The sequence below is a fragment of the Lacrimispora sp. YZC11 genome (genome assembly GCF_057543815.1).
Genome location: NZ_BAAJYQ010000021.1, coordinates 59,145 through 79,672, shown reverse-complemented (window position 1 = coordinate 79,672; position 20,528 = coordinate 59,145). Strand labels below are relative to the sequence as shown.

Sequence of the window (20,528 nt, the reverse complement as noted above, 5' to 3'; positions counted from 1 at the left end):
ATGAGAAACAGGATCGTATTGGCAGCATTGCTGGCCGCGATGTGCATGATGGCAGGGTGTTCTTTGAAAGGAACAGTGCCGGAAAGTACCAGTGCAGAGAGCACTTCACCACCGGAGACAGAGACAGCAAAGACAGAACCGCCCACTACAGAAGAAATCCCCCAGACTTCGGAGGACCCGGCTTCACAGCCTCCGGATGAAGCGCTAAACGGCTGCAAGATCATTGTCGCTACGGATATCCATTACTTAGCTAAGGATTTGACGGATTTTCAGAAGGGTTTTCAATACAGTGTGGACCATGGTGACGGTAAGGTGATGCAATACATTTGGGAGATTACGGATGCTTTTGTGGAAGAGGTGAAGAAGGAGCAGCCCGACCTGGTGATTTTAAGCGGGGACTTGACCTATGAGGGAGAAAAGGAAAGCCATGAAGAGCTGGCCGCAAAGCTTGGAGAGATTGAAGAAGCCGGAATTCCCGTGATTGTTATTCCGGGAAACCATGATATCAATAACTCCCAGGCAGCTCAGTTTGTGGGAGATACTTTTTTGGGAGCGGAAAATATAACTCCCGATGAATTTGAAGAGATATACCAGGATTTTGGATATAATGAGGCAGTCAGCCGCGATCCTGCTTCCTTAAGCTATGTATATCAGGTAAATGATTATACCAGGGCCTTAATGCTTGATACATGCCAGTACAAACCGAAGAATCTGGTTGGGGGCATGATACAGGATGATACATATGACTGGATTGAGGAACAGATGGAGGAGGCCTGGAATCTGGGGATGAATGTGATCCCTGTAGGCCACCATAACCTTCTTGATGAAAGTGAAGTATACTTACAGGACTGCACCATTGAACACAGTGAACAGCTCATTGACCAGCTGGAAAGCTGGGATGTTCCCTTGTTTTTAAGCGGACATCTTCATGTGCAGCACTATATGAGATCACGCAGCGATTCCGGGATCTATGAGATCGTGACCAGCTCCTTATCCACGCCGCCCTGCCAGTATGGAATCTTATATTATGGTGACGACGGAAGCTTCCGTTACCATACAAAGTCCCTGGATATGAAGGATTGGGCTAAAAAGACGGAAAGCACTGACAAAAATCTCTTGAATTTTGATGAGTTTGGAAAGAAATTTTTAAGCAAGGTGTTTTACAATCAGGCTCAGGATGAATTTAAGAGGCTTGATACACTGAATGGACTGACCAAATCACAGAAGGATCAGATGGCAAAGGTTTATGCAGAGCTTAACGCCGCCTGCTATGCAGGAAAGGTTACGGACATCAGGGATAAAGCTAAAGCTAAGGCCGGTTACAAGATGTGGGAGGAAGAAGGGTATCCAAGCATCTTAGCTCAATATCTGGAATGGATCACTGCGGATGGGACAAAGGACTATAATGTATTGAGTTCAGAATGACAGGAAAGTAGCAGGGAGCAGTTCTTTTTTATTTCACTGAAAGATATAATTCATTAAGAAGATGAATCAGGTAGAAAATGTGAAATTAAAGAAGTGGGAACCCCTCATGGCGTTGGTTTTGCTGGTGCTGGTATATGTGATATCAAGTCAAGCAGGAAAGATGGCGGCAGGGGTCAATGCAAAAGCCGGTAAAGAAAAACCTGTGGTCGTCATTGATGCGGGACATGGAGGAAATGATCCGGGAAAGATCGGCATTGACGGAACCCTGGAAAAGGATATAAATTTGCAGATTGCGAACCGGTTAAAGAAATACCTGGAAGCTTCTGATGTGAAAGTGGTTCTGACCAGAGAAAATGACAACGGATTGTATTCCGAAAGGGACAGCAGAAAAAAGATGGCGGACATGAGCAAACGCTGTGAGATCATCAATGATGTAAGCCCGGCACTTACCGTCAGCATCCATCAGAACAGCTATCATCAGGAGAACGTTTTCGGAGGACAGGTATTTTACTATAAAAAGTCCGATAAGGGAAAAGAACTGGCAGAGATTTTACAGAGCCGGTTTGATTATGTGCTGGGAGAGAAGAATACCAGACTGGCAAAGCCCAACGATAACTACTATCTGCTTTTACATGTGCGGACCCCGATCGTAATCGTGGAATGCGGTTTTTTAACCAATTGGAAAGAATCTGCTCTTTTAAATTCCCCCGATTACCAGGACCGGCTGGCCTGGACGATCCACATGGGGGTAATGGAGTATTTGAATGGAAGATAAGGGATATACAGGAATTAAGGGACTGTTGCAAAATAGATGAGAAATCATCTATGGAGCAGCAGTCCCCTTTTGTTTGTTTACCCGTTTGGGGGCGGCGCAGCTGTCACGGATGGCAATGTAAAATGGTAAGTCGATTTTAAATGGGAGACGGTGGCCTCCCTCAATGCGGTCAATCAGGATTTTCGCCGTCATCTGCCCCATCTCTTCCACAGGAATATGAACCGTGGTGAGCATGGGAGTTAAGTACTGGGCAGTATCGATATCATCGATACTGATGACCGAGATATCCCCGGGAATATGAAGTCCTGATTCGTGAAAGGCTTTCATGGCTCCGATGGCCGTGATATCGTTGCTGCAGAAATAAGCGGTAGCGTCACAGCCTGCTTCTAAAAGGCGCTTTGCTCCCTGATATCCTCCCTCAGAGGAGAGGGCCACGTTGGCAATATATTCCTTTCGCAGGGGAAGCCTGCCTGCCTTTAATCCGGCGCAGTATCCGGTGTAGCGGTTTTCAGCTTTGGTTTCTCCGATGTATGCGATTTTCTGGTGCCCCAGGCCGGTTAAATAGCTGGTGGCAGCAAGGGCGGCCTGATGCCCGTCACAAATGATCTGGTCATATTTTGCCTCTAGATTGTTTAAACCCGTATAGGCCAGGCAGTTGAAATACTTTTTTAAAAGGCTAAGAAGCTGTTTATCACAGCGTCCTAATATGACCACGCCGTCTACGTGGTTGTCGGTAATCAGCCGGAAGGTGCCAGGATGGCTGATATCAAAGGAAGAAAAGGAATACTTTAGTACATAGTTTCGTTTAAAGGCCTCCTGCTCAATGCTCCGGGCAAGGGAAGAGAAAAACAAGTCAGTTACCGTATCCGTGGTCCGGGCAAACAGACAGGCAATGGAACGGGAGGAGGCTGATGCCGCTTTTTTTTCTCCAAGCTTTAAGGTGCGGGCTGTGGGATTGGGGGTGTATCCGGTCCGGCGGACGATTTCCCATATCCGATCCTGGACTTCTTTGCTGGCGGCTCCGGGAGTGTTATTGTTCACGACTCTGGATACGGTGGAAATGGACACGCCGGCTTCTTCCGCTATTTCCTTTAATGTCATAGGTTACCTCCGGAAAAAGATATTTTCTTGAATGTTATTATAAACCATGATGAATAAAAACAGTATACCATAAAACCCAAACGTTTGGGTAAAATTTACACAAATCCAGGAAAGAATATGGTACGCTGATAACATAGGAACGGGAGACCGGCGGATTAAATTATGACACAGTGAAATGACTTTTAATAAGGAGAGTGGACCAAATATATGAATGGCAATGTTCTGGTGGTACATGGAGGCGGCCCTACTGCGGTAATCAATTCATCTCTTTACGGCGTGATCAAAGAGGCCAAGGAAAGCAAAAAGGTTGATAAAGTATATGCCGCCTTGGGAGGCAGCGAAGGGATTTTAAAAGAGAATTTTCTGGATCTCATGGAGTTTCCGGAGGAAAGGCTTAGGCTGCTTTTGGAAACCCCTGCCACGGCCATTGGTTCCTCCAGGTACGCGCTGGAGAAGGCGGATTATGAGGCCATGCCCGCCATATTTGAGAAATATCATATCAGGTATGTGCTTCTTAATGGGGGCAATGGAACCATGGATACCTGCGGAAAGATTCATGAAGCCTGTAAAAAATCAGGAGTTACGGTGGTTGGGATCCCCAAGACCATTGACAATGATATTGCAATTACCGATCATACCCCGGGATTTGGCAGCGCTGCCAGATACATAGCGGCTACCACTGCGGAGGTGGGAATGGATGTAAAGTCTCTGCCCATCCACGTATGTGTGATTGAGGCCATGGGAAGAAATGCAGGCTGGGTCACTGCGGCCTCAGCCCTTGCCCGCAAAAAGCCGGGAGATGCGCCCCATCTGATTTATCTGCCTGAGCGTCCGTTTAAGGAAGAGGAATTTTTAGCGGATGTGAAGAAGCTTTATGAAGAAAAGGGCGGAGTGGTTGTGGTTGCTAGCGAAGGCTTAAAGGGGGAAGATGGAAAGCCAGTGGTTCCCCCTATCTACAAGACCGGGCGGGCAACCTATTACGGAGATGTAAGCGCCTATCTTGCCAATCTGGTGATTCAGAAGCTGGATATTAAGGCCAGAAGCGAAAAACCTGGAATCTGCGGACGTTCTTCCATTGCATGGCAGTCCCCGGTTGACCGGGAAGAAGCGGTTCTTGCAGGGCGGGAAGCCTTAAAAGCTGCCATGGAAGGCCAGGGCGGAGTGATGATCGGCTTTATCCGGGAGGACAGGTTGGATGGAGAATACTGCATCCATATGGAACGGATCCCCATTGAAAAGGTCATGCTCCATGAAAGAGCCATTCCGGAAAGCTTTATTAATTGGCGGGGAAACGACGTGACCGATGAGTTTATAAAATGGTGCCGTCCTCTGATCGGCCCGGAACTAAGGGATTTCATAGATTTTCATGAAAATATATAAAATTGGTGAAATACAAATAAAAAAGGGAGGATAATGAAAATGAAGCATATTTTTTTAAATTTAAAGCGGTTTGATATTCCACGGGAAAAGGGCGGCGTGAATTCCATAGCTCCTATCCGGGAGTGGGGAAGCTATATTGTATCAAACACCCAGGAAGCCTTAAAAAGATATGAGAATGATGATGTGGAGTTTTCCATGTATTTTCCTGAAGCCCATTTGATCCCGGCGGCAGGTGCCTTAGGGGAAAACAGCCCGGTGAACATCGGATGCCAGGGTGTCTACCGTGAGGATACCGCAGCCGGCGGAAATTTTGGAGCTTTTACAACAAACCGCACAGCAAACGCGGCAAAAGCCATTGGCTGTACCACCACGATCATCGGCCATTGCGAGGAAAGAAGGGACAAGGCCGGGATTCTTTCGGAAGCTGGAGTGACCGATCCCCATGCGGTCAACCGCCTGCTGAATCAGGAGGTTGGACAGGCTCTTAAGGCAGGACTGTCCGTGCTTTACTGCGTTGGGGAAACTGCAGAGGAGCAGCCCCGCTGGCAGGAGGTATTAAAGGAGCAGCTTGAGACCGGATTATTTGGTGTGGACACTTCGAGAGTGGTCATCGCCTATGAACCGGTATGGGCCATTGGACCGGGGAAAACTCCGCCGGATAAGGAGTACATAGCTAAGACCGGCTCGTATATTAAAGAAGTGACTGGAGGACTTCCGGTAGTCTACGGTGGTGGATTAAAGGCTGATAATGCACAGATGCTGGCTTCCATTCCAGTCATTGACGGAGGACTGATCGCCCTGACCAGATTCCAGGGGGAAATCGGCTTTTATCCTGAGGAATATTTAGAGATTATAGGAGCCTATTTAGGAAAATAGGGTATGAATCATTCGTATACAGAATTGGCGAAAAGGAGAAGTGTAAGATGAATGTAGCATTAGAGTATGGACAGGGAACTGTAAACGTCACATTGCCGGATACTGCGGATATATTTATTCCGGGGGAGACTGTTCCGGATCCGCCTTATATTCCGGAGGATCAGCTGGAGGAGAAGACCCTTGAATCCTTACGAAACCCCATGGGCATGGAGCCGCTTTCAAAACTGGCTCACAAGGGCTCTAAAGTAACCATTGTATTTCCCGACCGGGTAAAGGGAGGAGAACAGTCCACCTCTCACAGGAAAATTTCCATAAGACTGATTTTAAAAGAACTATATGATGCGGGCGTGGAAAAGAAGGACATCCTTTTGATATGCTCCAACGGTCTCCACAGGAAGAATACGGAAAAGGAGATCAGGGCTGTGCTTGGGAGCGAGCTGTTCCATGAGTTCTGGTACACCCATCAGATCATCAACCATGACAGCGAGGATTACGATCATCTGGTGGATCTTGGGACAACGGACCGGGGCGATCCGGTTCTGATGAACAAATACGTGTACGACAGTGATGTGGCGATCCTCATCGGGCACACCCAGGGAAACCCATACGGCGGTTATTCAGGCGGCTATAAGCACTGTTCGACAGGAATCACCCACTGGCGCTCCATTGCCTCCCATCACGTGCCGGAGGTCATGCACCGGGCGGACTTCACTCCTGTAAGCGGAAAATCCCTTATGAGGACAAAGTTTGACGAGATCGGGCAGCATATGGAAAAATGCATGGGAAAGAAATTTTTCTGCTGTGATGCGGTTCTGGATACAAAGTCCCGCCAGATCGAGATTAACAGCGGGTATGCGGCTGTGATGCAGCCCCACTCCTGGATTACGGCTGATAAACGAACGTACGTGCCATGGGCAGAAAAGAAATACGATGTAATGATTTTTGGCATGCCCCAGTTTTTCCATTACGGGGATGGGATGGGGACCAACCCCATCATGCTGATGCAGGCCATTTCCGCCCAAGTGATCCGCCATAAGAGGATCATGAGCGATAACTGCGTCATCATCTTCACCTCCACCTGCAACGGATATTTCCATGATGAGCTTTGGCCGTATTTAAAAGAAATGTATGAGATGTTCCAGCATGATCAGATGAATACTCTGCCGGATATGAACCGTTACGGAGAGTATTTTGCCACCGATGAAGAGTATATCAGGAAATACCGTTACTGTAACGCTTTTCATCCCTTCCACGGGTTCTCCATGATCAGCTGCGCCCATGTTGCTGAGATGAATACCTCCGCCATTTACTTATGCGGAGCCCAGGAGCCTGGTTATGCCAGGGGCATGGGATTAAAGACCAGAGCTACGGTGGAAGAGGCCCTGGAAGATGCAAAGAAGAAATTTGTGGGAGCAAATCCTAACATCCTGGTGCTGCCCCAGACCTTCAAGCTGAGTGCCGTCCATCTGATGATGAAGGAGGAAACTCCTGGCGGAAAAGGGCATGAAGACTGCGGATGTATGGCCCATCATCATAAATAAGGGAGGAATTCACATGAGGCATGAATATTACGGATATGAAAAGGAAGCCCTTTTAAAGAATCCAAAAATGAGATTGTTTTGTATGAAGGATAATAGTGAGGTGTTCCGGCAGATGGCTGAGCAGATGGGGGAAGAGATAAAAAGCCATAATGCCAGGGGAGAAAAGACCGTATTCATCTGCCCGGTAGGACCGGTTGGCCAGTATCCTTATTTTGTGGAAATGGTGAATGAGGAAAATATAAGCTTAAAGAATGTTTGGTTTATAAATATGGACGAATATCTGGATGAAGAAAAAAGGTGGATCTTAGCAGATCACCCCTTAAGCTTTCGGGGATTTATGGACAGAAACGTTTATTCCAGAATCATGCCGGAGCTTATCATGCCGCAAGAACAGAGAATTTTCCCGGACCCTGATAACCTCTCTTATATTCCGGAGCTTATTGAAAGGCTTGGAGGTGTGGACATGGTCTTTGGAGGCATCGGCATTAACGGCCATGTGGCGTTTAACGAGGCGGATGGGACCTTAAGTGAAGAGGAATTTCTGGCCCAGAAGACAAGGGTCTTAAAAATAAGTCCGGAAACCAGGGCGGCCAATGCCATCGGTGATTTTAACGGGGCGTTGGAGGATATGCCTTCTTACTGCGTCACAGTCGGCATCCATGAGATTGCACATGCGGGAAAAATCCGTTTGGGCTGCTTTCGAAACTGGCACAGAGCCGTGGTACGGAGGGCCGGATACGGTGAGCCAACCCCGGAATTTCCTGTAAGTCTTTTACAAGACCATCCGGATATCACCCTTACGTTTACGGAATTCGTAGCAGCCTTAACTGACTGATCATCTTTGAAGACAGGAGAAACAGATGAGCTTAATACCATTGAGACCTCTTATGGAGGCCTCCATAAAATATGGCTTTGGTCAGGGCGGCTTTAACGTGAATGCGGTCGCCCAGGCCAAAGCAGTAATCGAAGTACATGAAATGTTCCGTTCCCCTGCCATTTTACAGGGGGCGGATCTGGCAAATGGATTCATGGGAGGACGCATTGATTTTCTCAATGCAACTCTGGAGGATAAAAAGGCCGGGGCAAAAAATATAGGAAATGCAGTAAAAAAATATGGCCTGGATTCTGAAATCCCTATTGTCCTCCATTTAGATCACGGCAGAGACTTTGATTCCTGTGTGGCTGCGATTGAAGGAGGTTATACTTCCGTAATGATTGACGGTTCTTCTCTGCCTTTTAAAGAGAACATTGAACTTACCAGGGAAGTAGTGAAGTATGCCCATGGCAGAGGAGTCAGTGTAGAAGGGGAACTGGGAGTGCTTGCCGGCGTGGAGGATCACGTATTTTCTGATTCTTCTACTTATACCAATCCATTGGATGCAGTGGAATTCTTCCAGAAAACAGGTGTTGACGCCCTTGCAGTTTCCTATGGCACCATGCACGGGGCATCTAAGGGAAAGGATGTAAAGCTGCGTAAGGAGATTGTTATTGCCATCAGGGAATGCATGAATCATCTGGGGATTTTCGGCGCTCTGGTTTCCCATGGCTCCTCCACCGTGCCGAAATACATAGTAGATGAGATCAATGGCCTTGGAGGAAAGCTGTCCAACACCGAAGGCATATCCATGGAACAGCTTACGGCAGCCATTGGAGCAGGGATCAATAAGATTAACGTGGATACGGATATCCGTCTTGCTGTTACCAGGAACATGAAGGAATTCTTTGAAAAGTATCCGGAAAAGAGGAGCAGCGGGTCAATCGGCGCCATCTATGAGCGGCTGGAGACAATGAAGGAAGCTTTTGATCCCAGGGTATTTTTACCTCCAATCATGAATACGGTGATGTACGGCACCATCCCCGATGAAGATGTAGCTGCCATTGTGGACTGCGTGGAGCGGGGAGCAAAGGAAGTGGTAGGGACCCTGATCGTAAAGTTCGGTTCCTATGGTAGGGCCCCGCTGGTTGAGTGTGTGACCCTTGATGAGATGGCAGAGCGTTACAAGAAAATTGATAAATGGCTGTAAAGAAAAGCCGGTTCAGAGATAGATCTGGATCGGCCTTTTTGAAATGGAGGGAAGACATGAATGTTACGATTGATTTGAAAAAAGCAGAAACATATTTTGAGGAAGAATATTTTAAGGTCAGCCGGGAAAAGGCAGGATTGGCTTTGAGCAGGCTGCTCACCATGGAGGACCATGATAAAGTTCTGGGCTGGGTTTCCCCGTCCATACCGGAGGAAGAGCTGGAGGCAATAAAGGCAAAAGCAGAGGAGATCAAAAAAGAGGGAGACCTTTTTGTCCTTGTGGGAGTAGGGGGGTCCAACCAGGCTGCCAGGGCTATGACCACGGCCCTGGCAGACGGGGAGGGGCCGGATATCCTTTATATGGGAAATACGCTGTCCTCTTATTCTGTCAGCAAAATGCTGAAGCGGCTGGAGGGACGGAACGTCTATATCAATGTCATTGCCAAGAATTTTGAGACTCTGGAACCGGGAAGCCATTTCCGCATCCTGCGCCAGTGGATGAAGAAGAGGTATGACAGAGAGGAGATGGCAAAGCGGATCATTGTGACTGGTTCAAAAGGTTCCCGGCTGGAGGAGATAGCAAAAGAAAACGGTTACCTGTTTCTTTCCTTTCCCTCAACGGTGGGAGGGCGGTACTCTGCATTTTCTCCGGTCTGTCTGCTTCCCATTGCGGCGGCAGGGCTTGATCCGGACAAGTATCTTGCCGGGATGAAGAGGGCCGCAGAGAACTGCCGGGCCAATCCATCTTCCAATCCGGCGGTACTTTACGGGGCGGCCAGAAACCTGTTATATGGAAAGGGATATGATATTGAGATGCTGGTGTCCTTTGAACCGCGGTATTCTTATTTAACAAAATGGTGGGTGCAGCTTTTTGGAGAGAGTGAAGGAAAGGAAAAAAGGGGAATCTTTCCTTCCTCAGCAATTTATTCGGAGGACTTACATTCCATCGGCCAGTATATGCAGGAGGGAAGACGCAGCCTGATAGAGACCTTTGTCTCAGCAGATAATCCCGGCGCAGAGGCGGTGATTGAGCCTGATCCGGAATTTGGGGACGGATTTGACTATCTGGATGGCATGGATTTTCACCAGATGAACAAGGCGGCTGAGGAGGCTACCCTGAACGCCCATTGGAGGGGAGGGGTGCCCTGCCTCCGTATTCTGACAAAAGATATTTCAGAGGAAACCTTTGGAGAACTGTTTTATTATTTTATGATGGCATGCGGGATTTCAGGAACCATGATGAACATAAACCCCTTTGACCAGGAAGGAGTGGAGGAATATAAGAGGAGCATGTTTGCCGCTCTGGGAAAAAAGGTATGATAAAAAATCCCCCTCCCCAGACCTCTTTTTTGGGTGTAAACTACAGATGATAAAACATTAAGGAAAGACAGAGAGGGAAATGGTAAGCATGAGCAGTAAAAAAAAGAAAAGTATGTTAAACCGCATTCCTGCAAAGCTATGGATGCTGCTGTCCATCCTGGCAGCATTTCTGCTATGGATCTTCATAGCGTCTACGGATGCAGGCGGAGTCATCTTTGCAAAGCCGTGGGAAGTAATATCCAAACTGGCGGGAAAGCTTCAGGACGGAACCTTGTGGCCCCATATTTATATCAGCCTGTTCCGGGTAATCGCAGGTTTTCTCTGCGGCTTCATCGCATCGGTTCCCATTGCATTTCTTATGGGCTGGTACACGCCGTTTCGGAACCTGGTGGCGCCCTGGATCCAGTTCGTGAGAAATATTCCTCCGCTGGCCTATATTCCCCTTGTCATTGCGGGAGCAGGAGTGGGGGAAAAGGCAAAGATCATCGTGATATTTATCGCTTCTTTCCTTGTACTGGTGGTCACCATTTACCAGGGCGTCTGCAATGTGGATGTGACCTTGATTAAGGCGGCAAAAGTACTTGGGGCTACTGACCGGGATATATTCTTTCAGGTAGTCATACCGGCTTCCACGCCCTTTATCCTGGTGGGGGCCAGGCTTGGGCTTTCTGCTTCTTTAACCACCCTGGTGGCGGCAGAGCTGACAGGAGCGTCTAAGGGGCTTGGAATGATGATCCAAAAGGCACAGGGCTATTACGATATGGCGACCGTACTTATGGGAATCCTGATTATCGGCGTGATTGGCCTTACCTTTGAACAGATAGTACGATACTTGGAAAGGAAGTTGACCGGATGGCAGGAGACAATGCAGCAGTAAAAGTAAAAATCGATCATGTGGTGAAAACATATAATACACGCAAGGGAGAGATGACAGCCTTAAACGGAGTCAGCCTTGACATAAAAGAGAATGAGTTTATCTGTGTGGTAGGCCCATCGGGCTGCGGAAAGTCAACTCTGCTCAATATTATCGCCGGACTTTTGGAGCCAACATCAGGAAGCGTGTACGTGGATGGCAAAGGGGTGGAGGGCCCGGGACCGGAGCGGGGGGTAGTGTTCCAGCAGTATGCCTTGTTTCCATGGCTCACGGTACTTAAAAATGTGGAATTCGGCTTAAAGCTTAAAGGGGTTAAAGGGGAGCAGGCCAGGGAAGAAGCCATGAAATATTTAAAAATGGTGGATTTAGAACCTTTTGCGGGAGCCTATCCCAAGGAACTGTCAGGCGGAATGAAGCAGAGGGTCGCCATAGCCAGAGCCTATGCGGTGAATCCCCAGGTGCTTCTCATGGATGAGCCTTTTGGAGCACTGGATGCCCAGACCAGGACCCAGCTTCAGTCAGAGCTTTTAGCCACCTGGCAGAAAGAGCGTAAAACCTGTTTTTTTATCACACATGATGTGGACGAGGCCATTATACTGGCTCAAAAGGTTATCATTATGAGCGCCAGGCCTGGGCGGATTAAGGAGATTGTGGAGATCGGAATCCCATATCCCAGAACCCAGGAAACAAAGATGACACAGGAGTTTTTAGAATTAAAAAATTATATATGGTCCCAGGTGTATCAGGAATATTTAGAGATCAGGAAATAGGAGGAGAAAGGAATGAAAAAAAGAATTTCGTTACTTATGGGGATGGTAATGACGGCAGCGGCTTTAACCGCATGCACTGGCGGAGCAAAGACGCCTGCAACTACGGCAGCGCAGACAAAAACAGAGGAGACGAAAGCAGAGGAAACAAAAGCAGAAGAAACCAAGGCAGAGGAAACAAAAGCTCAGGAGATCAAAAAGCTCCGTATCGCCTATATGCCCAATATGGGAAGCGCTTCTCTGGCCGTTACGGCAAGGGAAAAAGGCTATTTTAAGGAAATGGGTCTGGAAGTGGAGATGGTGGAATTTCAGGGAGGGCCTGCCGAAATTGCAGCCATGGCTTCCGGTGATATTGATATTTCCCAGATCGGACACGGGGCCCACGCTCTTTGCGCATCGGGGGAAGCAGTGATCTTCCAGATTGACTGCACCAGCCTGGCCGATGCCGTCATCGGCAATAAGGCGAAAGGGATCAATACCATTGAAGACTTAAAGGGCAAGAAGGTGGCCGTTACCAGCGGAACATCTGCGGAAATCATTCTGAACCTGGCTCTTAAGTCTAAGGGAATGACGACAGATGATGTTGAACTGGTGGAAATGGATGCCAACGGCACCGTATCTGCCGTAATCAGCGGCAATGTGGATGCATGTGCCACCTGGTCACCGGGCACCGGAACCATCATGAAAGCCCTTGGAGACAACGGAATTATGTTAGCCAATAATCAGGATTATTTAGACCAGGTCACATTTCCTTCCAGCTTTATTACTACTCAGAAATATGCCGATTCCAACCATGATGTTTTGGTGCGCTTTGCCAGAGCTCTTCAAAAAGCCGGGGATTACCGGGCGGAGCATATCGATGAGATCGCAAAGCTGGTAGCAAAGCAGTGTGAGGTTGATGAAGCCACCATGCTGGCAACCACCGAGGAAGGAAACTGGCTGACCGGAGAATTTGTAGGAAAAGCCCTGGCGGACGGAACCATCAAATCCTATTATGAGAACCAGCAGAAGGTGTTCTTAGACGCAGGCCGCCTGGAGAAGCCGGTAGATGTAAACAATTATGTTCTCTTTGATATCATGCAGGAAGCATATGATGAAAACCACAAATAATCGGTAATATCCGATTGACATGGAGGTATCCGGGAATAACAGGACACCTCCATTTGCTGCGTACTGAGATTTCAAATGATTCAGGAGGAAAGTTATGCTGTTTGTTGTATTGTTCTTTATTTTATCCTCCTCTATAGCGATTTTTTTCCTTAGAAGAGATAAACAGACCAAGCTGATGTTGGGACTTTGCGTCAGCTTGGTCTGCATGTTTATCGGAATTATCATTTACTTGTCAAAGACAGGCGGGCTGCAGACAGGGCAGAAGTTCTTCTTATTTTTTGATCTCAGAATTCAAAGAAAATTGTCTTATATGATATTTCCATTAAGGAAGCTGGGGTATATGATCGCTATGGGAAGAACCCTGTTTCCGGGATTTCTGCTTATGCTGGCCTTTGATTATTCCATGATTCCCTGGATCCTGCGGAGCAAATCCAGGCATATCCTGATTATGGTGCTGCCCTGTATGACACTGATTCTCTACTATCCCTCCCTATTTTTAGGGCTTGCCAAAATGGGAAAATGGCTTCAGTTCCTAGTTATTAATTTCACAATTTTGTGGATCGCCTGTTATCTGGCGGCGGCTCTGTGGCTTCTGATTCATGAATACAAAAGCATTACCATCCCCTACTGCAAAAGACAGTTTCGTTATATTATGGTGTTTCTGATCTGTATGGGATTCATGTACTGTTTTTATTTCCGCCAGGATCCGATTCAGGTATATCAGATGTATTCCGCAGAGTATATGCGCTATGGCGGGCTTCTTTATTCTACAACGGCAAGCGGAGCCGTCAGCCGGTGGATGGTACTGTCGGTGTTTACCACGCTGTTTGGAATTCTGGGATTTTTAAGCCTTAAATCCTATACGGTTATGGAGCATGAGGAGACCAGGGGAGATGTTATCATCCAAAAGAAGATGGACATGGCAAGCAAAGGCCTTTCCGTGTTTGTCCATGGCATGAAGAATCAGTTGTTGTCCAACCGGGTCATCCAGGAAAGGATCAGAGAGGAACTGGAAAAGTCCGATCCTGATAAGGAGAAGCTCCTGGAATATTCCCGTATGCTTGAAACAATCAATCAGAATATGATAATCAGGATGGAAGAATTATATAGGAGCATTAAATCCAATTACATGACTCTGGTGCCAACGGAAACATCAGAAGTGGTCCGTAAGGTTCTGGACCGCTTTCATGAGAAATATCCGGATGCAGCGGTGGAAACGGTGATAGAAGCCAGAACATTGATCCTGGCGGACGCCGTGCATTTGAGCGAAGCCCTGTATAACCTGGCGATCAATGGCTATGAAAGCATTCTGGAATCCGGTAAGCAGGAAAAGCATTTAAGCATAAAGGCACATCATGAACGGCTGTATGTGACCTTTGAAATCCAGGATAATGGAAGGGGCATGTCCAGACAGGTACAGAAGAAAATATTTGATCCGTTCTATACCAGCAAGAATACCAATAATAACTGGGGACTTGGGCTATATTATGTGAGACAGATCATAAAGTACCACTTTGGAATGCTGAAGCTGGAAAGTACGGAGGGAGAAGGGACAACCTTTTTTGTCGCAATACCGAAATGTAAAAACCAGGATGAGTAAGGAAGGGAGAATAAGATGATAAAGGTGCTGATCGCAGAGGATTTTACCATACTTTGTGATGATTTAAAAAAGCAGCTGGAGAGGGATGAAGAGATAAAGGTAATAGGCTGCGCTTCCACTGGAAAGGAAATCGTGGAAATGGCCCTGGAAATGGATGCAGATGTGATTTTAATGGATATTGAGATGGAAACCATGAATGCCGGGATTCTGGCATCCGAGCGCATCCGGGATATAAAGCATGACCAGAAGATCATCTATCTGACCGTTCACGAGACCGAGGACATCATTATTACTGCTATGGGAACCGGGGCTGTGGATTATGTTGTGAAAGGCGGAGCAATAGAAAATCTGATAGAACATGTTAAAAATGCCCACATGGGAAAACCGGTGATGGAAGCAAGAGTGCAGAAAACCATTATGAACGAATACAAAAGGCTGCAGCGTTCGGAGCGGAGCCTCCTGTATTTCATTAATAATGTTTCCCAGCTGACTGCCGCGGAAAGGGAGTTGGTGAAACTTCTTTTGGAGGACAGAAAAATAAAGGAAATTGCAGGGATCCGCTGTGTGGAAGTCATAACCGTCAAGACCCAGATAAAAAGCCTTTTGAGAAAATTTGGCTGCAGCAGGTCAAAGGAGATCGTCTCCATTATCAGGGAATTAAATTTATCCCACTTGTTTGAGGAGCAAACGTTTGGTTAAATAAAATGGAATCTTTTGTCGAATTATGATATGATAAAAGCATAGCGTATGAAAAAAGCGGCGGTCCGAAGAATGAGAAAGGGGAATTTTGATGAAAACGTTATTCAGAAACGGGCGGTTTTATATAAACGGCAGCTTTGTTTTGGGAGACTTGCTGGCAGAGGATGGAGTAATACGGGAAATAACAGAAGTTCACAACGGGGATGTGGCCGTTGTTTATGATATGGAAGGAAAGCTGGTGGTTCCGGGATTTATAGATATACATACCCACGGAGCCGCAGGGGTCGATGTGAACACGGCAACAGCGGAGGATTATGAAACAATCTGCCGCTTTTTTGCCGCTCAGGGGACAACTGCCTGGCTGGGTTCGGTGCTTACGGATACAAGGGAGCAGACCCTTTGGTGCATAGAAGAGTATAAAAAATGGAAAAACCGGGAGCATCAGGGAGCGGAACTTTTAGGAATCCACTTAGAAGGCCCTTTCCTGTCACCGGAATATAAGGGAGCCATGCCAGAGCACCTGCTTCGGAAAGGGGATTTAGAGCTCGTAAAGGAATACCAGAAAGCGGCGGAGGGTGATGTCAAATATATCACATTGTCACCTGAGACAGAGGGTAATATCCCCATGATCCCGGAATTAAAGAAGCTTGGAATCCAGGTGGCCATCGGCCATTCCGGAGCAGATTACGATACGGCGTGTGCGGCTATTGAGGCGGGAGCCAGAGGAGCCACCCACACGGGAAATGCCATGAAGCTTCTGCACCAGCATTTTCCGGCGATCTGGGGAGCTGTGCTGGAGTCTGACAAGGTATTTTGTGAAATCATCTGTGACGGACGTCATCTCCATCCCGGAACGGTCCGGCTGATTATCAAGACCAAGGGACTGGATCAGGTGGTAGCTGTGACGGATTCCATTATGGCGGCAGGGCTTCCGGATGGGAATTATAAGCTGGGAGTGAATGAGGTGGTTGTGGAAAACGGAGATGCCAGACTGGCTTGCGGTGGAAGCCGGGCAGGAAGCACTTTGACCATGGAAGGCGCTTTAAAGAATCTCCTGGAATATACGGGAAGGCCTCTTAGGGAAGTCCTCCGGCTTCTAACGGAAAATCCGGCAAGGCTGATAGGAGTTTATGACAGGATGGGTTCCATTGAGGAGGGAAAAGAAGCGAACCTGGTGGTACTTGATGAAACATGCAATGTTCTTAAGACATATGTACATGGAAGAGAATGCCGCTAATACCGGCGAGGAAGGATTTTGATAAAATGAACGGTTATTTGTATGGATTGTTTCTATTGATCAGTTTTGGCGCATCCATTGCAGGCGCTATCTGCGGAATCGGCGGAGGCGTTATCATAAAGCCCACATTGGATGCATTTGGGGTGTTAAGCGTATCTGCCATAAGCTTTCTGTCAGGTTGTACTGTGCTTGCAATGACCTGTTATTCTGTAATCAATGGGAAAATGAGCGGAGAGTCACTGGTGGATATGAAGACGGGAACACCTCTTGCCATAGGTGCGGCCATTGGCGGAGTTGTGGGAAAGTCCATGTTCCAGGCAGTTTCTTCCCTGTTTGCAGACAAGGACATGGTGGGGGCTGTTCAGGCGGCCTGTCTCCTTGTGATTACTCTGGGAACGCTGATCTATACCATGAAAAAGGACAAGATCCATACTCATCATGTGACCCAACCGTTGATTTGCGTGCTGATCGGACTGGTGCTAGGGATCCTTTCTTCATTTTTGGGAATTGGAGGAGGTCCCATCAATCTGGTGGTGCTGTTTTACTTTTTTTCCATGGATACGAAGGCAGCCGCCCAGAATTCCTTATACATCATCCTGTTTTCCCAGATCACAGGAACTTTGAATTCCCTGGTAACAGGAACGGTCCCGGAATTCTCCATCTGGCTATTGGTGCTCATGGTGATAGGAGGGATCTTAGGCGGGATGAGCGGCCGGGTGATCAATAAAAGGATCGACGTGAAGGTGGTGGATAAGCTGTTCCTTTTTTTGATGGTAGCCATCATTGGAATCAATTTGTATAATATTTATCAATTTATGTAAACCATCAGGGCTGTTGCGGATACGGTTCGTTTCAGCTCTTTTTGTTTCACTGAATCAGGAAAGGAGACTTTATGACAGGAATATTGGTTGTGGCCTTTTCATCCTTACTTGGAGGTATTGTCCAGGCGGTAACAGGCTTTGGAGGGGCGATCATCATCATGATTTTTCTTCCCCTCATCCTGTCCATGAATGCAGCTCCCGCCTTAAGTGATGTGATTACCATGATACTGTCCTTTTCTATGTTCTGGCGGTACCGGAAGTCGGTAAGGATAAAGCCCATTCTCCTTCCCGCAGGAATCTATCTGGTGGCCAGTACCATTGTCATTCACTGGTCCGCTTATTTTGATGCAGGTAAGCGAAAAGGGATTTTTGGCATGTTTCTCATAGGGCTGGCAGTTTACTTTTTCCTTTTTTCAGGGAAAGCCAGAGTAAAGCCGTCGATGTCAATGGGAGCGGCCTGCGGGCTGGCGGCCGGCATATGCGGCGGCTTTTTTGGGATCAGCGGACCGCCTATGAGCCTTTATTATCTGGCGGCCATGGAGACGAAAGAGGAGTATTTAGGGACATTAAATGCATTTTTTTCTATTACCGTGGTATTTAACATCATCGCCAGGGTCTCCAATGGATTCTTAACAGCGGATCTGGTTCCTTATATGGCCATTGGAATTGTGGCAATATTGGCAGGAAGTGTCTGGGGCAGCAAACTGGTGGCGCGGATCGACCGAAAGACTATGAGCATGTGCGTATATGCGCTCATGGCAATCGCCGGGATAGTAGCTATGTTGTAGGAAACATAAAAAATGGAAAGAGTGTTTGACATAACAATAAAAATGTGTTAAATACATAATATACACACGAGTTTATAGTGAGGAGACAGGATTATGGGTCAGAACGGCGAGCGGGTAACAAGGTCGGATGTGGCAAAAGCGGCAGGAGTCAGCGAGACGATCGTATCCTATGTGATGAATAACAACCGCTATGTGGCAAAGGAAAAAAGGCAGAGGGTAGAAGAGGCCATTGCTGCTCTTCACTACAGGCCCAATAACGTTGCACGGGCTTTGAAGGGAAAACGCAGTAATCAGCTTCTATTTATTGCGGATCAGATCACCAACGAGTATTTCAGCCGGATCGTCAGTGAGATGGATAAATACGCCTATGAGGCCGGATTTCTCATTTCTCTGTGCGCAAACCGGAATACGCCTGAATTTGTTTCCCAGATCATCAGCCGCCAGTATGACGGCATCATCATCAGCTCCATCAGCTTTCCTATGGAGTATGTAGAGTCCTTCAGCAAGGCAGGAATACCGGTTTTGATGTTTGAGCACAGTACCCATGACAAGCGTCCTGAGAATGTGGCGACCATTGCTTCCGGTCTGTATCCGGGAGCCAGAATGGCGGTTAGACATCTGATTGGCAGTGGAAGGAAGCATATTATTTACATTGACCGTATCAGCAAAAAAGGAAATATGAGCGGACCAACGGATCTGCGTCTTGGTGGATATCTTGACGAGATGAGGGAGAACGGACTTAGTGCCGGTGAAGATACGATCATTGCAGGCTGTCATTCGGAAGAGGAGCTGGGAGAGGAAGTTGTAAAATATTTAAAGGATCATAAGGAAACAGACGGAATCGTAGGGCGGAATGATATGGTGGCCTGTATTGCCATGTACACAGCTGTAGGCTGGGGAAAGAGGGTGCCTCAGGATATGGGCGTGGTGGGATTTGATAATTCCAGCATAAGCCAGTTTTGTTTTCCCAGGCTAACGACACTGGAAATGCAGCGGGAGGCCATAAGCAGGGCAGCCATTGATATGATGGTCCAGATGATCGGCGGAAAGCATCCGGAGAATGCAAAGTTTGAAACAAAGCTGATTGTAAGAGAAAGTACATAAGGTTTTATTATGAAGGAGAAACGACAGGCTTATCCGGACGATGTACATACGAGTGTATAAAAAACCTTCCTATGACTGGTCCCTGATCAACACCATTTCCATTGTGGGCACCATCCCAATGGTGGTGATATTTTTCTTCTTCCAGAAATATATGGTCAAGGGCCTGGTAGCGGGTGCAGTAAAAGGATAAAAAAGGAGAAAAAACCATGCTTGTAACAAACAAAGAGAATTTAATGAAGGCAGCAAAGTCAGGGTATGCCATCCCGGCTCTTAATACCCAGGGAGGAAATTATGATATCATCTGGGCTGCCTGCCGGGCTGCGGAGGAAATGAGATCTCCTGTCATACTTGCCCACTACGTATCCACAGGGGCCTATTCCGGCCACGACTGGTTTGTAGAAGTCTGTAAGTGGTGTGCGGGCAAGGTTTCTGTTCCGGTATCCATTCATCTGGATCATGGCGGGGATTTTGATATCTGCATGGAGGCACTGAAGCTGGGCTTTACATCCTTGATGATCGACGGCTCTGAAAAGCCTGTAAAGGAAAATGCGGTTATGACCAACGAGGTATTAAAGGTAGCTAAGTGTTTTGGAGTGCCGGTGGAAGCCGAAATCGGAGAGCTTTTACGCCTTGATAACCTGGGAGAAGTGTTGGAAAATAAGAATATTGTGAATCCTGAAGAAGTAAAGGCATTTTTAGAGCTGTGCCGGCCCGATTCCCTGGCAATCGGCATCGGCAATGCCCACGGATATTATAAGGGAGAACCGGACATCCATCTGGAGGTTTTAGAGGCAGTGAGGAAGTTTACGGATATCCCTCTGGTTCTTCATGGATGCACCGGAATGAAAGAAGATACCATCAGAGAGGCCATTAAGCTGGGAGTGGCGAAAATTAATTTCGGCACGGAAATCCGCTATCAATACGTAAACCACTATGAGGAAGGTTTAAAAAATATGGATCATCAGGGGCATTCCTGGAAGCTTTCCCAATATGCCAATAACAGGCTGACAGAGGATATTAAGGACATCATCCGCCTGGCAGGGGCAGAAGGAAAAGCCTGATTCACTTTAGAATAAAAGAACAGTAT

20 protein-coding genes are annotated in these 20,528 nt (G+C 47.3%); 19 read left to right on the top strand and 1 reads right to left on the bottom strand.

Going from position 1 to position 20,528, the window contains the following annotated elements; all coding sequences use genetic code 11:
- Complete coding sequence (locus tag AC27IJ_RS25485) at positions 1-1,425, top strand: metallophosphoesterase (RefSeq protein ID WP_313256861.1); 1,425 nt, start codon at positions 1-3, stop codon at positions 1,423-1,425.
- Between the two features lie 106 nt (positions 1,426-1,531).
- On the top strand, positions 1,532-2,200 hold the full coding sequence (locus AC27IJ_RS25480) for an N-acetylmuramoyl-L-alanine amidase (RefSeq protein WP_442913720.1): 669 nt from the start codon (positions 1,532-1,534) through the stop codon (positions 2,198-2,200).
- A 48-nt stretch (positions 2,201-2,248) separates the two neighbouring features.
- Here the strand turns inward: AC27IJ_RS25480 and AC27IJ_RS25475 are convergent, their stop codons facing one another.
- Positions 2,249-3,301, bottom strand: coding sequence for a LacI family DNA-binding transcriptional regulator (locus AC27IJ_RS25475; RefSeq protein ID WP_487151380.1), 1,053 nt, complete (start codon positions 3,299-3,301; stop codon positions 2,249-2,251).
- Positions 3,302-3,508: 207 nt separating this feature from the next.
- Between AC27IJ_RS25475 and AC27IJ_RS25470 the strand changes: the two genes are divergently transcribed.
- From AC27IJ_RS25470 to AC27IJ_RS25390, 17 genes are all read left to right on the top strand, one after another.
- A complete protein-coding gene (locus tag AC27IJ_RS25470) occupies positions 3,509-4,681 on the top strand; it encodes a diphosphate--fructose-6-phosphate 1-phosphotransferase (RefSeq protein WP_313152045.1) in 1,173 nt (390 codons plus the stop codon).
- A gap of 39 nt (positions 4,682-4,720) precedes the next feature.
- A complete protein-coding gene (locus tag AC27IJ_RS25465; RefSeq protein ID WP_487151378.1) occupies positions 4,721-5,557 on the top strand; it encodes a triose-phosphate isomerase family protein in 837 nt (278 codons plus the stop codon).
- Positions 5,558-5,604: 47 nt separating this feature from the next.
- Positions 5,605-7,098, top strand: a complete 1,494-nt coding sequence (locus tag AC27IJ_RS25460) for a lactate racemase domain-containing protein (protein WP_487151376.1) — start codon at positions 5,605-5,607, stop codon at positions 7,096-7,098.
- A 13-nt stretch (positions 7,099-7,111) separates the two neighbouring features.
- The gene (locus AC27IJ_RS25455) at positions 7,112-7,933 is read left to right on the top strand and encodes a sugar phosphate isomerase family (protein ID WP_487151374.1); all 822 of its coding nucleotides are present in this window, start codon (positions 7,112-7,114) and stop codon (positions 7,931-7,933) included.
- 25 nt (positions 7,934-7,958) lie between these two features.
- The gene (locus tag AC27IJ_RS25450; protein ID WP_487151372.1) at positions 7,959-9,122 is read left to right on the top strand and encodes a class II fructose-bisphosphate aldolase; all 1,164 of its coding nucleotides are present in this window, start codon (positions 7,959-7,961) and stop codon (positions 9,120-9,122) included.
- A gap of 56 nt (positions 9,123-9,178) precedes the next feature.
- Entirely contained in the window at positions 9,179-10,441 is a 1,263-nt protein-coding gene (locus tag AC27IJ_RS25445; protein WP_487151370.1) for a glucose-6-phosphate isomerase, read from the top strand.
- An 88-nt stretch (positions 10,442-10,529) separates the two neighbouring features.
- The gene (locus tag AC27IJ_RS25440) at positions 10,530-11,318 is read left to right on the top strand and encodes an ABC transporter permease (RefSeq protein ID WP_312443908.1); all 789 of its coding nucleotides are present in this window, start codon (positions 10,530-10,532) and stop codon (positions 11,316-11,318) included.
- Positions 11,294-12,085, top strand: a complete 792-nt coding sequence (locus AC27IJ_RS25435; protein ID WP_312443910.1) for an ABC transporter ATP-binding protein — start codon at positions 11,294-11,296, stop codon at positions 12,083-12,085. The genes AC27IJ_RS25440 and AC27IJ_RS25435 overlap by 25 nt, the downstream gene beginning before the upstream one ends.
- 12 nt (positions 12,086-12,097) lie before the next feature.
- A complete protein-coding gene (locus AC27IJ_RS25430) occupies positions 12,098-13,192 on the top strand; it encodes an ABC transporter substrate-binding protein (protein ID WP_487151367.1) in 1,095 nt (364 codons plus the stop codon).
- Positions 13,193-13,286: 94 nt separating this feature from the next.
- Positions 13,287-14,792 (top strand): sensor histidine kinase, encoded by a 1,506-nt coding sequence (locus tag AC27IJ_RS25425; protein ID WP_312443912.1) that lies wholly within the window; start codon positions 13,287-13,289, stop codon positions 14,790-14,792.
- Between the two features lie 15 nt (positions 14,793-14,807).
- Positions 14,808-15,491, top strand: coding sequence for a response regulator (locus AC27IJ_RS25420; protein ID WP_312443913.1), 684 nt, complete (start codon positions 14,808-14,810; stop codon positions 15,489-15,491).
- 91 nt (positions 15,492-15,582) lie between these two features.
- Entirely contained in the window at positions 15,583-16,728 is a 1,146-nt protein-coding gene (gene nagA / locus AC27IJ_RS25415) for an N-acetylglucosamine-6-phosphate deacetylase (RefSeq protein WP_487151364.1), read from the top strand.
- A gap of 26 nt (positions 16,729-16,754) precedes the next feature.
- Positions 16,755-17,549 (top strand): sulfite exporter TauE/SafE family protein, encoded by a 795-nt coding sequence (locus AC27IJ_RS25410; protein WP_312443916.1) that lies wholly within the window; start codon positions 16,755-16,757, stop codon positions 17,547-17,549.
- A 71-nt stretch (positions 17,550-17,620) separates the two neighbouring features.
- The gene (locus AC27IJ_RS25405; RefSeq protein WP_487151362.1) at positions 17,621-18,337 is read left to right on the top strand and encodes a sulfite exporter TauE/SafE family protein; all 717 of its coding nucleotides are present in this window, start codon (positions 17,621-17,623) and stop codon (positions 18,335-18,337) included.
- A 93-nt stretch (positions 18,338-18,430) separates the two neighbouring features.
- Entirely contained in the window at positions 18,431-19,441 is a 1,011-nt protein-coding gene (locus tag AC27IJ_RS25400; protein ID WP_312503070.1) for a LacI family DNA-binding transcriptional regulator, read from the top strand.
- A gap of 52 nt (positions 19,442-19,493) precedes the next feature.
- Positions 19,494-19,631, top strand: coding sequence for a hypothetical protein (locus tag AC27IJ_RS25395; RefSeq protein ID WP_312443919.1), 138 nt, complete (start codon positions 19,494-19,496; stop codon positions 19,629-19,631).
- 16 nt (positions 19,632-19,647) lie between these two features.
- Positions 19,648-20,502, top strand: a complete 855-nt coding sequence (locus AC27IJ_RS25390; protein ID WP_487151360.1) for a class II fructose-bisphosphate aldolase — start codon at positions 19,648-19,650, stop codon at positions 20,500-20,502.
- Positions 20,503-20,528: the final 26 nt, after the last annotated feature.